The sequence below is a fragment of the Chryseobacterium taiwanense genome (assembly GCF_000813825.1).
Lineage (GTDB): Bacteria > Bacteroidota > Bacteroidia > Flavobacteriales > Weeksellaceae > Chryseobacterium > Chryseobacterium taiwanense.
On sequence record NZ_JWTA01000003.1, the window covers coordinates 73,514 to 88,595 of the forward strand.

Annotated in this window: 18 protein-coding genes; 4 read left to right on the top strand and 14 right to left on the bottom strand. The window is 34.4% G+C overall.

Annotation, left to right across the window (positions count from 1 at the left end):
- Positions 1–13 precede the first annotated feature (13 nt).
- The 7 genes from RM51_RS03105 to pdxA all read right to left on the bottom strand — a co-directional run bounded on the left by RM51_RS03105 (position 14) and on the right by pdxA (position 6,415).
- Positions 14–772, bottom strand: coding sequence for a glycosyltransferase family 2 protein (locus RM51_RS03105; protein WP_039365046.1), 759 nt, complete (start codon positions 770–772; stop codon positions 14–16).
- Between the two features lie 137 nt (positions 773–909).
- Complete coding sequence (gene rocD / locus RM51_RS03110) at positions 910–2,157, bottom strand: ornithine--oxo-acid transaminase (protein WP_039365049.1); 1,248 nt, start codon at positions 2,155–2,157, stop codon at positions 910–912.
- Positions 2,158–2,384: 227 nt separating this feature from the next.
- A complete protein-coding gene (accC, locus tag RM51_RS03115; RefSeq protein ID WP_039365052.1) occupies positions 2,385–3,740 on the bottom strand; it encodes an acetyl-CoA carboxylase biotin carboxylase subunit in 1,356 nt (451 codons plus the stop codon).
- 98 nt (positions 3,741–3,838) lie between these two features.
- On the bottom strand, positions 3,839–4,324 hold the full coding sequence (gene accB, locus RM51_RS03120; RefSeq protein WP_039365056.1) for an acetyl-CoA carboxylase biotin carboxyl carrier protein: 486 nt from the start codon (positions 4,322–4,324) through the stop codon (positions 3,839–3,841).
- Between the two features lie 127 nt (positions 4,325–4,451).
- Positions 4,452–4,655 carry a 50S ribosomal protein L32 gene (gene rpmF, locus RM51_RS03125; protein WP_039365059.1) on the bottom strand — a complete coding sequence of 68 codons (204 nt, stop codon included), beginning with the start codon at positions 4,653–4,655 and terminating at the stop codon, positions 4,452–4,454.
- 59 nt (positions 4,656–4,714) lie between these two features.
- Positions 4,715–5,239 carry a YceD family protein gene (locus RM51_RS03130; protein ID WP_039365062.1) on the bottom strand — a complete coding sequence of 175 codons (525 nt, stop codon included), beginning with the start codon at positions 5,237–5,239 and terminating at the stop codon, positions 4,715–4,717.
- Between the two features lie 84 nt (positions 5,240–5,323).
- The gene (gene pdxA, locus RM51_RS03135) at positions 5,324–6,415 is read right to left on the bottom strand and encodes a 4-hydroxythreonine-4-phosphate dehydrogenase PdxA (RefSeq protein ID WP_039365064.1); all 1,092 of its coding nucleotides are present in this window, start codon (positions 6,413–6,415) and stop codon (positions 5,324–5,326) included.
- A gap of 49 nt (positions 6,416–6,464) precedes the next feature.
- Here pdxA and RM51_RS03140 point away from each other — a divergent pair, with 49 nt between their 5' ends.
- From RM51_RS03140 to RM51_RS03150, 3 genes are read left to right on the top strand one after another with little or no spacing between them, the layout of a single operon-like run.
- Positions 6,465–7,061: a riboflavin synthase gene (locus tag RM51_RS03140; protein WP_039365256.1), complete on the top strand. Its 597-nt coding sequence runs from the start codon at positions 6,465–6,467 to the stop codon at positions 7,059–7,061.
- The gene (locus RM51_RS03145; RefSeq protein ID WP_039365066.1) at positions 7,051–8,505 is read left to right on the top strand and encodes a sensor histidine kinase; all 1,455 of its coding nucleotides are present in this window, start codon (positions 7,051–7,053) and stop codon (positions 8,503–8,505) included. The genes RM51_RS03140 and RM51_RS03145 overlap by 11 nt, the downstream gene beginning before the upstream one ends.
- Positions 8,505–9,203 (top strand): tRNA1(Val) (adenine(37)-N6)-methyltransferase, encoded by a 699-nt coding sequence (locus RM51_RS03150; protein WP_039365068.1) that lies wholly within the window; start codon positions 8,505–8,507, stop codon positions 9,201–9,203. The genes RM51_RS03145 and RM51_RS03150 overlap by 1 nt, the downstream gene beginning before the upstream one ends.
- Here RM51_RS03150 and RM51_RS03155 read toward each other — a convergent pair whose 3' ends face one another.
- Positions 9,204–9,914, bottom strand: a complete 711-nt coding sequence (locus RM51_RS03155; protein ID WP_039365070.1) for a cell division ATP-binding protein FtsE — start codon at positions 9,912–9,914, stop codon at positions 9,204–9,206. It abuts the gene before it with no gap.
- 153 nt (positions 9,915–10,067) lie between these two features.
- The gene (gene rpmH, locus RM51_RS03160; RefSeq protein WP_039365072.1) at positions 10,068–10,226 is read right to left on the bottom strand and encodes a 50S ribosomal protein L34; all 159 of its coding nucleotides are present in this window, start codon (positions 10,224–10,226) and stop codon (positions 10,068–10,070) included.
- Positions 10,227–10,455: 229 nt separating this feature from the next.
- Between rpmH and RM51_RS03165 the strand changes: the two genes are divergently transcribed.
- Positions 10,456–11,460 carry a DHH family phosphoesterase gene (locus tag RM51_RS03165; RefSeq protein ID WP_039365074.1) on the top strand — a complete coding sequence of 335 codons (1,005 nt, stop codon included), beginning with the start codon at positions 10,456–10,458 and terminating at the stop codon, positions 11,458–11,460.
- Here RM51_RS03165 and RM51_RS03170 read toward each other — a convergent pair.
- From RM51_RS03170 to RM51_RS03190, 5 genes are all read right to left on the bottom strand, one after another.
- Positions 11,455–12,258 (bottom strand): patatin-like phospholipase family protein, encoded by an 804-nt coding sequence (locus RM51_RS03170; protein ID WP_039365075.1) that lies wholly within the window; start codon positions 12,256–12,258, stop codon positions 11,455–11,457. The genes RM51_RS03165 and RM51_RS03170 overlap by 6 nt on opposite strands.
- A gap of 55 nt (positions 12,259–12,313) precedes the next feature.
- Complete coding sequence (locus RM51_RS03175; protein WP_052248369.1) at positions 12,314–13,132, bottom strand: hypothetical protein; 819 nt, start codon at positions 13,130–13,132, stop codon at positions 12,314–12,316.
- Positions 13,133–13,141: 9 nt separating this feature from the next.
- Positions 13,142–13,924, bottom strand: coding sequence for an alpha/beta fold hydrolase (locus tag RM51_RS03180; protein ID WP_039365078.1), 783 nt, complete (start codon positions 13,922–13,924; stop codon positions 13,142–13,144).
- A 9-nt stretch (positions 13,925–13,933) separates the two neighbouring features.
- Positions 13,934–14,443, bottom strand: a complete 510-nt coding sequence (locus RM51_RS03185) for a hypothetical protein (RefSeq protein WP_039365082.1) — start codon at positions 14,441–14,443, stop codon at positions 13,934–13,936.
- Between the two features lie 62 nt (positions 14,444–14,505).
- Positions 14,506–15,036 carry a biopolymer transporter ExbD gene (locus tag RM51_RS03190; RefSeq protein ID WP_039365086.1) on the bottom strand — a complete coding sequence of 177 codons (531 nt, stop codon included), beginning with the start codon at positions 15,034–15,036 and terminating at the stop codon, positions 14,506–14,508.
- Between the last annotated feature and the right edge of the window lie 46 nt (positions 15,037–15,082).

Consider the following 15,082-nt stretch of genomic DNA (forward strand, 5'->3'; position numbering starts at 1 on the left):
TAAATAGGAATGCTTAAATGTACTCTTCTTTCAAATATTCATAGGTTTTGAATGAGCTTAAAGCGCTTAGATAGGAGAGAATAATTCCTTTTTTACCATCCAATATTCCCAACTTTAGAATATACATTTTGAAAAAATTGAAGATGCTTTTTGAAATTTGTTTTACGAAGAGATAAGGAACATTTTTTTCGCGCAAATCTTTTGCTTTTAGTTGTGCATAATGAATTACTTTATGATAATAGGCTTGATAAGAATCGAAAGAAAAATGTAAAAGATAGTTTTTAAGAGTTCCCGGATTGTTCAGATTTTGGAGCCCTTCATGTACTCTTTTGTTTTCGTCATAGCTTCCTACTGATTTTTTGAAGAGACGAATGTTTTTATCATTTTGTGTTCCCGAATAGTGAACAGGTTCACCCATAAAAAAGAATTTTCTCTTAAAGTAATAAGCATCTTTTGCTTTTGGGTTTTCTATTTCCTGCAAAATTTCAGCTTTAAGAGCGGGAGTTACTCTTTCATCCGCATCCAAAAATAATATCCATTCAAAATTGGCATAAGAGAGGCATAAATTTCTTTGTTTGGTAAAGTCTTCAAACTTATTTTGATACAACTTTACTGCTGGAAATTTAGTTTTAATAATCTCTATTGTTTTATCTGTACTGTAAGAATCTAAAACAATAATTTCATCTGCAAAATCTACGGATTTTAATGCTTCTTCTATATTTTTCTCCTCATTATAGGTAATAAGAAGGGCACTTATTTTCGGGTTCTTCATTTTCAACAACTAATTAGTATGTGTTAGATAATAAAAGTTGTTAAAAGTTAATCAATCGTTTGTATGAATTTTAGAATAAAAAAATAACACTCTGATAATGAGTGTTATTTTTTTTAAAAAATCCTAATTTGAGTATATTATTTTTGATATTCTACTATCGTTTTTTCAATAATTTTCACGCAATCTAATAACTGCTCTTCAGTAATCACCAAAGGAGGTGCTAATCTGATGATATTTCCATGGGTAGGTTTAGCCAATAATCCGTTCTCTTTTAATTGTACACAGATATTCCAAGCAGTAGAGCTGTCTGGAGTATCATTGATCAAAATAGCATTTAATAATCCCTTTCCTCTTACTTTAGTGATCAAATTTGTTTTTGTAATTAATTTTTCAATTTCAGATCTGAATAGTTGTCCCAGTTTTTCAGCTCTTTCAGATAGATTTTCATCTTCAACAACATTTAAAGCTGCTACAGCAACTGCACATGCAATTGGATTTCCACCGAAAGTAGAACCGTGTTGTCCTGGTTTGATGACATTCATGATCTCGTTGTTGGCCAAAACAGCCGAAACCGGATACATTCCTCCGGAAAGCGCTTTTCCAAGAATTAAAATATCGGGCTGTACATTTTCGTGGTGACAAGCAATTAATTTCCCAGTTCTTGCAATCCCTGTCTGCACTTCATCAGCAATAAAAAGAATATTGTGTTTTTTACATAATTCAGAAGCGTTTTTCAAGAATCCGTCATTTGGAACATAAACACCTGCTTCTCCCTGAATAGGTTCTACTAAGAATGCTGCAATATTTCCAGCTTCTCTGCTTAAAACTTCTTCTAAAGCAGCAATGTCGTTATATCGAATTTTAATAAATCCAGGGGTGAAAGGTCCGTAATTTTGGTTCGCATCAGGATCATTAGAAAAAGATACAATCGTTGTGGTTCTTCCGTGGAAGTTATTTTCACAAACAATAATTTTTGCAGCGTTTTCTGAAATACCTTTTACTTCGTAGCTCCATTTTCTTGCCAATTTTACGGCAGTTTCTACAGCTTCTGCTCCGGAATTCATTGGTAGTACTTTATCGAATCCGAAAAGTGTTGTGATCTTTTGCTCGTATTCTCCCAATTTTGAATTGTAAAAAGCTCTTGACGTTAAAGCTAGTTTTTTAGCCTGTTCAACTAAAGCATCAACAATTTTTGGATGTGAGTGCCCTTGGTTCACAGCAGAATATGCTGAAAGAAAGTCATAATATTTCTTACCTTCTACGTCCCAAACAAAAACGCCTTCTCCTTTATCTAAAACTACGGGAAGAGGGTGGTAGTTGTGAGCTCCGTATTGGTCTTCAAGATCAATGAAATACTGTGAGTTTTTTACTGCTGCTGTTGACATATATTTTGGTTTTTTACAAAGTTATAGATTATTAATGAGATGGATAAACAGAATACCCTTGCTGAAAAATGAATTGATGTAAGGTTAATTTTGAAGCTAATGAAAAGAGATTAGAGAATATTGTTCATATTCATTACGCATTGTAGGTATTATATCTTTCGAAATAAATTTCATTAAAATAAAAAAACCGCCTCAAATGAGACGGTTTATGATTTATTTAAAAAATCTTAGTGATTTTCATACTTTCTATCCATTACAAAATCCTCCATGAATTTTGTAGTATAGTTTCCTGCAAGATAATCTTCATTATCCATTAGTTGTCTATGGAAAGGAATGGTTGTTTTTACTCCTTCAATATAGAATTCTTCTAATGCACGTCTCATTTTTGCAATTGCTTCCTCACGAGTTTGAGCAGTCGTGATCAATTTTGCAATCATTGAATCGTAGTTAGAAGGGATTGTATATCCTGAATAAACGTGAGTGTCTACTCTGATTCCGTGTCCTCCAGGGATATTTAATCTAGTGATTTTTCCTGGAGATGGTCTGAAGTCTGTATAAGGATCTTCAGCGTTGATTCTACACTCGATTGAATGTAATTTAGGATAATAATTGATTCCTGAAATTGGAGTTCCTGCTGCCAAAAGAATTTGCTCTCTGATCAAGTCATAATCAATAACCTGCTCAGTGATCGGGTGCTCTACCTGAATTCTGGTATTCATTTCCATGAAATAGAAATTTCTGTGCTTGTCAACCAAGAATTCAATCGTTCCTACCCCTTCGTATCCGATAAATTCTGCAGCTTTTACAGCAGCTTCACCCATTCTTTCACGAAGTTCGTCAGTCATGAAAGGAGAAGGTGTTTCTTCTGTCAATTTCTGATTTCTTCTTTGTACAGAACAATCTCTTTCAGAAAGGTGGCAAGCTTTACCAAACTGGTCTCCTGCAACCTGAATTTCGATGTGTCTAGGCTCTTCAATCAGTTTTTCCATGTACATACCTCCGTTTCCGAATGCAGCCACAGCTTCCTGAATTGCAGATTCCCAGTGATCTTTAAGGTCTTCAGCTTTCCAAACAGCTCTCATCCCTTTTCCACCACCACCAGCAGTTGCTTTAATCATTACAGGATATCCTGTTTCTTCAGCTACTACTACAGCGTGTTCGTAAGACTCGATCAAACCGTCAGAACCAGGTACACATGGTACACCTGCAGCTTTCATGGTAGCTTTAGCATTTGCTTTATCTCCCATTTTCTCAATTTGCTCAGGAGAAGCACCAATGAACTTGATACCATTTTTCTGGCAGATTCTTGAGAAATTAGCGTTTTCAGATAAGAACCCGTAACCTGGGTGAATTGCATCTGCATTTGTAATTTCTGCAGCAGCAATAATGTTAGGGATTTTTAAGTATGAGTCTTTACTCATTGCGGGACCAATACAAACTGCTTCGTCAGCAAATCTTACGTGAAGACTGTCTTTATCAGCTGTTGAATAAACCGCAACAGTTTTGATTCCCATTTCTTTACAAGTACGTAAAATACGCATTGCAATTTCGCCACGATTGGCAATTAATATTTTTTTGAACATCTTCTTCAATTTGAAAATTAGATAATTTGAAAATTAGATAATGTTATTTTAATGTAGAATTTAATCTAACATCTAATGTCTAACATCTAACTTCTAAATTAAGATGGATCTACTAAGAATAAAGGTTGATCGTATTCTACAGGCGTAGCATCATCAACTAAAATCTTAACGATTTTTCCGCTTACTTCAGACTCGATTTGGTTGAATAACTTCATTGCTTCAATTACGCAAACGATTTTTCCGTTAGAAACTTCGTCACCTACGTTTACAAATACGTCTTTATCTGGAGATGGCTTTCTGTAGAAAGTTCCGATCATTGGAGATTTGATCGTGATATATTTGCTGTCATCAGATGCCGCCTCAGCTTTTTCAGCAGGTGCAGCAGCCTGAGCTGCAACAGGTGCAGGAGCAGCAGCTACTTGTTGTGGAGCAGTGTGGTAAACCGCAGGTTGAGCATAAGCTACTTCGCTTCCAGCTAATGGAGTTTTAATAGTGATTTCGAAATCTTTAGTTTTGTATTTCACTTCAGAAACTTCTGCCTTAGATACAAACTTGATAAGATTTTGTATGTCTTTAATGTCCATAAATTTGATATTTGATTTTGAGCCAAAGATACCAAAAAAAGACAAAAAACAACAAAAAACCGCCAAATTTTATCAAAATCGAGCGGTTTTTGTATTAAAATGAGTGTTTTTCAGTGAAAAACGACTCTTAGTTTTCTTCAGTAGTTGCTACTTCTTTTTCCAATACTACTTTTCCTCTGTAGTATAATTTTCCTTCATGCCAGTGAGCTCTGTGGTATAGGTGAAGCTCTCCTGTTGCTGCATCTTTTGCTAATTGAGGAACTACAGCTTTATAGTGAGTTCTTCTCTTATCTCTTCTTGTAGACGATTGTCTTCTCTTTGGATGTGCCATTTTGTAATAACTTTTTTAATTGATGAGCGATGAGATTCATCATCTCATCATTAAACTATTTAATTTTTATTCTTTAAATTTTTTAATGCGTCCCATCTAGGGTCGCTTTCATGTTCTTCCTCTTCCTCAATTTCTTTCGGACTGAACTGATCAAGAATTGCCAAATCTTCTTCACTTACGTTGGGTGATAACTTTTTCATTGGAATTGAAAGAGCTACATTTTCGTAAATCAATTGTGCAATATTAAATGCATGGTCGCTGGTCGGAATGGTGATTACATCTTCTTCGCTGTCATCATATTCTTCACCAAATTTTACCAAGACCTTGATTTGGTTTTCAATGGGATGATCAAAATCTTCGTTTGTAATATCACAAACCAACTCTACTGTCCCACTTACTTTGATCTCAAATTCTAAAAAAGTAGAGTGTTTGTCTAATAAAACATCTACTGTAATTTTAGGATTTGTAAAATCCTGTTCAGTATCAAATAATTGAAAGAACTCTTTATCTATCTCAAACTTGAACTCGTGCTTGCCAGTTTTCAGACCGGAAAAGCTTACGTCGTAGTTTCTTAACTTGTCCATAAAATGAGTGTGCAAAAATATGCATTTTTTTTATAATAACAAATAATTTTTCTAACAAATTAATTTAAAATTTGTTTCAAAGATTTAACCCTCTGTATCTTCAGGAAGGTCTTCATCTATTCCGTTGTCCATCGCCATTTTTCTAGGCTGCATGCGATTGTCCATCAGTTCTTTGTATTCGCTTCTGTTTTTGAATACTTTAATAGCTGTGAAAATTGCTTCTGTAAAGCTTTGTTCGTCAGCGATATTTTGTCCTGCAATATCATAAGCAACTCCGTGATCGGGAGAAGTTCTGATAAAAGGAAGTCCTGCTGTATAGTTTACCCCTTCCTCATAAGCCAATGTTTTGAAAGGAGCTAAACCTTGGTCGTGATACATTGCTAAAACTGCATCAAAGCTTTTGTATTTATTCGGCTGGAAAAAACTGTCTGCAGGGAAAGGGCCAAAAGCAAGGATTCCATTGTCTGAAAGTTCTTTAATTGCCGGAGAAATAATTTCAATTTCTTCATTTCCTATCACACCACCGTCTCCTGAGTGTGGATTTAGTCCTAAAACAGCAATCTTTGGTTTTGAAATATTAAAATCTTCAATCAATGTTTGGTTTAAAACTCTGATTTGTTTTTTTATTTTTTCTTTAGAAATGTTTTCAGCAACTTGTGCAATTGGAATATGATGAGTTGAAACGGCAACTTTTAAGTCTTCTGTTACCAAAAACATTAGACCTTTTTTGTTGAATTTCTCTTCAAAATATCCGGTGTGTCCTGCGTGTTTGAATCCCATTTTCACCATTTCGTCTTTATTGATGGGTGCGGTTACCAAAACATCAATTTCACCTTTCATCAAAGCTTCTGTCGCGGCTTCTAAAGAATCGATCGCCATTTTTGTAGATTCTTCGGTAGGAACTCCCAGTTCTACATTTACATTGTCTTTCACAAGGTTTACCATATTCAGTTTTCCTGCATGTGCTTGTGAAGCTTCATTGATGTAGTTGAAATTTAAATTTAATTTAAAAATATTTTTCTGATAGGTAAATAGTTTTCCCGAACCAAAAATTACAGGAGTGAAAAAATCTGTAATGGTTTTGTCTTTCAGAGACTTCATAATGATTTCCGGACCGATGCCATTGAAATCACCAATTGAAATTCCTACTCGTACTTTATGGTTTTTTGGGCTCATTTTGATTATCTTTGAAGATTATAATTTTACAAATTTAGCAAAAAATAATATGTTCACAGGAATAATTGAAGCCGTAGGTGTTATTGAGAAAATTGAAGAAAACGGAAGTAATATAGATTTTACGCTTACCTGTCCTTTTACGAACGAATTGAAAATAGATCAGAGCCTTGCTCATAATGGGTGTTGTTTAACGGTTGTGAAAATTGAGGAGGATAAATATGTAGTGACTGCCATCAACGAAACCTTAGAAAAAACAAACCTTGGAAAATGGGAAGTAGGAACTGTGGTGAATCTTGAACGTTGCATGAAAATGGACGGTAGATTAGATGGCCACATTGTACAAGGTCATGTAGATAAAACAGGTGAGGTTGTAAGTATTGAAAATAAAGACGGAAGTTATTTTATCACGATTAAATATGAAGATAACGGAAGTTTTGTGACGGTTCCTCAAGGTTCCATTACGGTAAATGGAATAAGCTTAACGGTTGCAAAAAGTGAAGAGACTCAATTTTCTGTTGCAATCATTCCGTACACTTGGGAGTTTACGAATATGAAACATCTTAAAGCTGGAGATAAGGTTAACTTAGAATTCGATATTATTGGTAAATATATTGCCAGACTAATAAACAAACAGAATGGCGTTTAATAAATACAGAGGATATAGCTTAAGAAACCGTGTGTTTTTTGGTTTCTTACTGGTATGTCTTTTAAGTGTCGTTGCTTCTTCCTTAGTACCTTATTTTGTGCTGAGGAATAATTCTTTGCAGCAAAGCCGTATCGATATGCAGGATAAAACAAATGCCGTAATGCGGTATCTGGATTATGCTGTAAGTAGAACGCGCATCGAAACGGCAGATCTTCCTACTGTTCTGGAGAATAAGATTTTTGAAATTGCGGATATCAATCAGCATGATATTATTATTTATGATTTAAAAGGAAATTATTTGATTTCCAATAAAGATCAAAGTCTTATTGAGCAAAAGAAAGTGCCTTTGCATATTGTTAATAAGATACTGGCAACGGATGCAAGGGTAGATATTAAAAGCTATGATTCTTCAGTAGATGCAGGGCTTACTTCTTCCTATTTGCTGTTGAAGAATAATGAGCTTGAGCCGATCGGTATTGTATATATTCCCTTGTATCATAATGAATCTGCGGATTTGGAGGTTCTTCACGAATATGTAAAGTATATTCTTTTGGTGGATATATTTCTTATTCTTTTTAGTATCTGGATAAGCTGGGTGACTTCAAATAATTTGGCGAAAAATATTACGAAGTTTTCTGATATGATTACCCGTATTACATTATTTGAAAGTGAAATGCAGCCCATCAGATATTACAAAAATGATGAGCTGAATGCATTGGCCAGAGCATATAATAGAATGATTCTTCAAATTCAGGATCAAAGGGAGCGACTTCGATTTAAAGCATCGGAAGAGGCGTGGAGAGAGATGGCAAAACAGGTTGCTCACGAAGTGAAAAATCCGTTAACTCCCATGAAACTTACGATTCAGAATTTTGAACGAAAATTTGATCCGGAAGATCCGAATATCAGAGAAAAGGTAAAGAAGATGAGTAAAACAATGGTAGATCAGATTGATCTGATTGCTACTGTGGCTTCTGCATTTTCTGAATTTGCCAAGCTTCCTGAAAAAAACAATGAGGTTATTAATCTGAATAAAGAAGTTGAAGATATCCTTAGAGTATTTAATGATGACAGTATTTTTATTCACTCCAATAAAAGTAATATCATGATTAGTATGGACAGGATTTACCTTTCAAGGATTATCACGAATCTTGTTACCAATGCTAAACAGGCGCAGAGTGATGACCGAAAACTGATCATCAATGTTGATGTGGAGCAACATCAAAGAAGAGTTATTATTTCAGTTCAGGATAACGGTGTCGGAATTCCTGAAAATATGTATGAAAGAATTTTTGAGCCTAATTTTACCTCTAAGAGTAGCGGAATGGGGCTTGGTTTATCAATGGTAAGAAAAATGATTGAGGATTATAAAGGAGAAATTGTTGTGAAATCTGAAGTAGGAAAGGGTTCGACGTTCATCATCACATTGCCAACGAATTTATAGTGAAGTCTTTTACCTTTAAACAGTTTGAAATTCAGCAATCCAAAAATGTTTTCCGTGTAGGAACGGATGGTGTTTTGTTGGGAGCTTTAGCAAGTGTAAATAATGCTTCTAAAGTGTTGGAAATAGGAACAGGAACTGGGTTGATTTCATTGATGTTGGCTCAGAGGAATTCTCATGCAGAATTTTTTGGAATTGATATTAATGAAGAAGCTGTAGAGCTTACGAGAATTAATTTTGAAAGTTCTCCCTTTCGTTTAAGATTAAAAAATAGCCTACAAGATTTTAAAACTTTTGACACCGAAGAAAAATTTGATCTTATTGTTTCAAATCCTCCTTATTTTGAAGCTTCGGATTCTGAAAAAGATAAAATTGCAAGACAGACTGTTGAACTAAATTTTTTGCAGTTGATCTCTAAGTCTTCAAAAATGCTTTCTGAAAACGGAGTGTTTTCTGTGATTATTCCTGTAGAAGTGGGAGGTGATTTTATTGATATTGCAAGAGGGAATCAATTGTTTTTAATCAAAAAAGTGAGTATTAAAGGCATTGAAACAGCTAAAACAAAAAGATTGATTCTTGAATTTTCTAATATTGAAAAAAGTCTTGAAGAAGTAGAATTTGTGATAGAAAAAAGTCCGAGACAATACTCGGACCAATATCTTGAACTCACCAAAGAGTTTCATGTTTTTCGTGAAAAATAATTATTCAAACAATTCCGTAGTATCTAATACAGAAACTTTTCCGTCTTCACATCTTATCGCTTCACCCGGGAAGTTTTGAATCATGTGATAATCGTGCGTTGCCATTACAACAGCAGCTCCGTTTTCCAGTGCTACTTGCTTTAATAACGTCATGATTTCGTTTGAAGTTTCAGGGTCAAGGTTTCCTGTGGGTTCGTCCGCTAAAATCAAATCAGGGTGATTCAATAAAGCTCTTGCAATAGCCACACGCTGTTGTTCACCTCCTGAAAGTTCATGAGGCATTTTGTGTTTTTTACTTTTCATATTTACACTGCCTAGAACTTCATTGATGCGGTCTTCCATTTTTGCTTTATCGCTCCAGCCTGTTGCTTCAAGAACGAATTTTAAGTTCTTTTCTACCGTTCTGTCAGATAGTAATTGGAAATCCTGAAATACAATGCCTAATTTTCTTCTCAGGTTAGGAATTTCAGACATCTTTAATTTAGCTAAATCAAAACCAACTACTGCTCCGTGCCCTGAAGCCAATGGAATATGTCCATACAAAGTCTTTAGTAGTGAACTTTTCCCTGAGCCTGTTTTTCCGATAAGATAACAAAATCTGCCTTTTTTGATGTTAAGGTTAACGTCAGAAAGAACAGTGAAGCTTTTTTGCGCAATCTTTGCGTGTTGCAAACTTATAATATTATCTCCGGATATATTTGTATGTGGCATAATGCTGTTTTATGATACTATTTTTAGAAACTTTTTCAATTTTTAAAAATAGAAAAAAGAAATGTAAGAACCTTAAATTTTAGTAAAATTTAACAACAAAAAATGCCTGAAAAGATTATTTTCAAGCATGTTTTGTATATGATAATTAAAGAATTATCTCTTAGCGCGTGCAGCACTTACAGTTAAACTCTTTCTGCCTTTAGCTCTTCTTGCAGCCAATACTCTTCTTCCATTTGGCGTAGACATTCTTTCTCTGAAACCGTGTTTGTTTCTTCTCTTTCTTTCTGATGGCTGGAATGTTCTTTTACTCATTACTATATGTTTAAATCGTAATTAATCTATTAATTTTTCAGGTTGCAAAGATATAGATTTTTTTATAAGATACAAACTTTCAACTCTTTTTTTTGAAATTATTATAAAGGTTTTTTATTCCCATTTTTATAAAAGTCCTGCTGCAGGCGAAATCGGTAACATTTAAAAATAATATTAATGATTTATTTAAAAGCTTTATCTTTGGAAACTCAAATTTAAAGAAACTTAGATGTTTACACCTGCAGAAATTCTAGAAATCAAATCACTTCTTATCCCTGAAAACAAAATCGTGATCATTACTCATTATAATCCTGATGGGGATGCTATTGGATCAAGTTTGGGATTAAAGCATTATTTGCAGGCAAAAGGTTTACATGCTGAAGTGGTGGTACCGAATGATTTTCCGAAATTCTTGAAATGGATGCCCGATGCGAAAAGAAATATCATTGCAGAATATAAAAGAAAGGTAGCTTTCGACTTATTAAATGAAGCAGATGTTATTTTCTGCCTGGATTTCAATTCTCCATCAAGAATCGGGATTTTAGGAGATTGGCTGGTAAAATCTAAAGCGAAAAAAATTCTTATTGATCATCACCAACAGCCGGAACAGTTTGACTTTGTGTATTCAGATACGATCATTCCCGCGACTTGTCAGATGATTTATCATTTTATTGAGGCGATGAATGATGAGAATTTGGTGAATAGAGATATCGCAGAATGTTTGTATACCGGGATTATGACCGATACAGGAGGTTTCCGTTTTCGTTCCACAAGCGCAACAACGCATAGAATTGTTGCCAATCTTATTGAAAAAGGAGCGGATCCATCAGTAATTACCTCAAATACTTGGGATACGAATACCGTTTCAAGACTTCATTTATTAGCACTGATTTTAGGGAGAATAGAAGTGGTGAATGATGGTAAAGTTGCTGTGTTGTATCTTACGAGAAAAGAATTGCAGGAATATGGTTTCCAGAAAGGAGATACAGAAGGTTTCGTAAATTATGGGTTGAGTATTGTTGGCGTAAGAATGTCGGCTTTCTTTATGGAAGATTTATATGATGATTTCATTAAAATATCTTTCAGAAGTAAAGATGATGTAGATGTCAACCAATTCTCTAGAAAATATTTCAATGGAGGAGGTCACATCAACGCAGCAGGAGGGAAGTCTTTAGAATCTCTGGCAGGCACTCTTGAAACTTTTAAGAAAAGGGTAGCTGAAGAACAATTATAAAGAAGGTTGCAATTTCTTGTATCCTTTTTCTTCTAATTCTTTACAGGTATATTCATATACTTCCTGAAACATTTCGTCCAGATTTTTTTTATTAAATAAACTGAACTTTGTCATTTTGGGAGGATCTAAAAATACGTCACAAAAATCGGCTTTGGAGTAAACGGATTTCGCAATCGCCAAATGTAAAATTCTATCAAACTCTTTCATGAGACTCATGTTGGGAAGAGGATCGTAGCTGATGGAATTTACGTGAGAAGCAATCAGAAAATCACACTTATCCATGATAGGTTCTATAGGAAGATTGTCTAAGACACCGCCATCAACATATACTTTTTCACCGATCTTGACAGGAGGAAGTACAAAAGGAACGCTGGAAGAGGCTAATAATGGTCCGAAAAGCTCTCCCTCTGAAAAGAAATCCACGATTCCGTGAGTCATTTCCGTAGCAGCTACATATACCGGTATTTTCAATACTTTAAAATCATCTTCGGGGAAATAATCTACCAAAAGTTTTAAAATAAATTTAGAACTGAAGATTCCGTTTTTTGAGAGTCTTAAATAGGATCGGGAGAAAAAGGTGGTTTGTTTTACAATTTCCATCATTTCATCCGGAGTTTTTCCTAAAGAATAAAAGGCTGCAATAATAGATCCTGCACTTGTTCCGGAAATGATCTGAGGTTTCAGATCAAACTCTTCCAAAGCTTTTAAAACGGCGATGTGGGCAATCCCGCGCATTCCGCCTCCGGAAAGAGTGAGGCCGATAACCGGTTTCTTTTTTGGGAAAGAGAAAAAGTTCATAGATCTATTTTGTGGTTACTGTTATTTGGTGAGATTTTGTGGTGTTATCAGTCAATTAAGGCTCATCACACTTTGAATCAATTTTGATGAATAAAGAGTTGAACGCCTTTGTCATCTTTTCGTCTTGTTCTACTCTTTTAATATTGTTATTGGCACAATTTCCCCATCCGAAAGTAATAAGGTCTACAATGGCATATTCATTTCTGTTTTTAGCGTGTAGATTATTTTCGAATTCATCCATTATTTTTTCAGGGCTTCCATTTTTTTTGCTCATTTGTACTCTCAGTTTTCTCCATTCTTCAATCATTACATCTTCATCAGAATTTAAAGCACGTACAAAGTTTTCGCAATTTTTAGAGAACTTGCTGTTCAATAATACAGAAGGGTCGGAAAAAGCAGTAATTTCAGTTTTGTCAAACTCATATTCTAAAGCCAGTTCCTGAATTTTTTGAGCTTTGATATTTTGCCAATATGGATCATTAACGACTTTTAAATTTTCAAGCGCTTTTTTCTTTTCGGTGAAATCCTGCTCAAGCTTTGCTAAGATTTTATCCTTGTCTCTTCTTACTTCCTGTAAGGTTTCTGGTTTAAAAACGGAGGGCTTATTAAGCAATAAGCTGCTGTACTCGAACCAAAGTTTATACGTTCCTTCAATTTCTTCTCTGGAGTATTTAGTAGCGTCATATTGACCTTTGTTGTCACAAAGCTCTGTTACGAAATTAAAGACCGGTTTATTTTGAGTGGTTTTTAAACTGTCAGTTTGAGATTCTGTCATCGAAACAGAATCTTTTGAAGTTGTATTTTTAGAAATTTCAGCTTCTTTTTTACAGCCAATTGCTGCGAGAAGCAGTAGTGATGAAATCCAGATTCTCATAAATATTTTTTAAAGGATCAAGTTTTTAGGTAAATGGTGAAGAAGTTCGGTGTTGATGATTTCTGCACAAATACTAGGTTTTTCCCAATGTCCGTTGTGTCCGCAATCCAGAACATAGGATTTGATGTTGGTTCTGTCCGGAAGGTTTTTAATCATCACCTCTGTTTTTACGGCGTTATCATGCTTTCCTGCTAAGACTAGGATTTTGACATCAAGATTTTCCAGCACGTGTTTTTTGTCGGTTCTTTCTACCATTCCTTTTACAGAAGCTAAAGCTCCCAGATTATTGGTTGAAAGAGCAATTTCTAAAGCAGTTTCTATTTTTCCTTCTAGCGTATCTCTTTCGTTAGGATTGAATAGATTAGGAACTCCGGCTCTTGCATAGTGAGCAAAAGCATCTTTAATGATTCTGTAACTTTTTATACGTTGTTCTTTTTTCTCTGCATCATCCGGAAAATAAGTAGAGAAAAATAAAGTTAAGCTTTTAAGGTATTCAGGATATTTTTCTGCAAAAGCTAAAGAAGTATAACCTCCCATCGAATGTCCTAATAAATGAATTTGAGTTAAATTCTGATCATCCAACACTTTTTTTAACTCTTCAGCCATCAATTCCATGGTTTGAATCTCTGCTGCGATTTCAGATTGCCCGTGTCCGGGAAGGTCTATTTTTAACAGGGAAAAGTTTTCAGAAAGATGAGGCTCCATATCATTCCATATTGAGCAGTTTTCCATAAATCCGTGGAGTAGGACTAAGGTTTCTTTTCCGTTTCCTTTTCTTTCAAAATTAAGCATATTCAAAAATTAAAAATGAATGTCTATATAGTCTACAAATCCCGAACCATTTACCATATCCTGAAGTCGATAAGTTTTTCCACCATTTTTAGAGGCAAAAGTTTTTGTTCCTTTTCTTGTGTAAGGTTTTCCATTATCGTTTTCAGAAATGCTTTGAGTAATTTCTCCAGTAAAATTCATGTGTTTATCAGAAACAACGGCAACGAAGCCTTTTATTTCAACAGAGTTTTTTCCGGATTTGATATTTCCTGAAACGTTGTAATGATCTTTTTCACCTTCAATTTTCTTAAAATTAACGGTTCCCGGAGTTTTAATTAAATTATGAGTGAATTTATGATCCCCGCTAAAATCTTTGAATTGATTTTTACTGCGGATACTGTCATTTATTTTTGTTCTTGCAGCATTGATGGAATCAACAATTTTTGTGCTGTCAGTTTGCGTTGAAGAAGGAGTTGTTTCTTTTTTAGAACATGAAACAATTAAAACGGCGATTGCGATTGTGGCTAAAAAGTTTTTCATCAAAAAAAATTATATCTCAAATGTAAACAAAAAAAGAGCATTTTAAAAATGCCCTTTCAGTTCTATTGGGTTAATTCTTCGTAAACTTTCTTTTCCCAAGGTTTTATATCGGTGATTCCGTAGCGTTCTTTGTTGGAGATTGCAATATTATCCAGAACATCTACAAAATTTTTATAGTTTGAATCATCTGTAGGTTTTACAATAATTGTAAATTTTTCTTTTGAAGGTGCGCGATTATAGGCTTCTGAAATAACTTTAGAAATGTTGATTCCGCTAAAATTAGTTTCTTTTAAATTATTTGAATTTAAATCTTCAGCTGTATTTTGATGATAAAAAACTCGATTGTCTTTTCCTAAAATGAAAGTAATCTGATTTTTTTGATCAATTACTATATCATCGATTTTTGGATTTGGTTTGTGATCTTTTGCAGGTAGTCCTAAATCCATCACGTTAGGTTTTGTAAAATTGGTGGTAAACATAAAAAAGGTGATCAATAAAAAACCTAAATCCACCATAGGAGTCATGTCAACTCTGATCAGTTTTTTTCTTTGCTTGCTTCCTCCTGATTTCTCTTGTGCAATTACTTCAGCCATAATAATTTTTTTAATAGTTAAACGATGTTGATAAAAAATTGACACT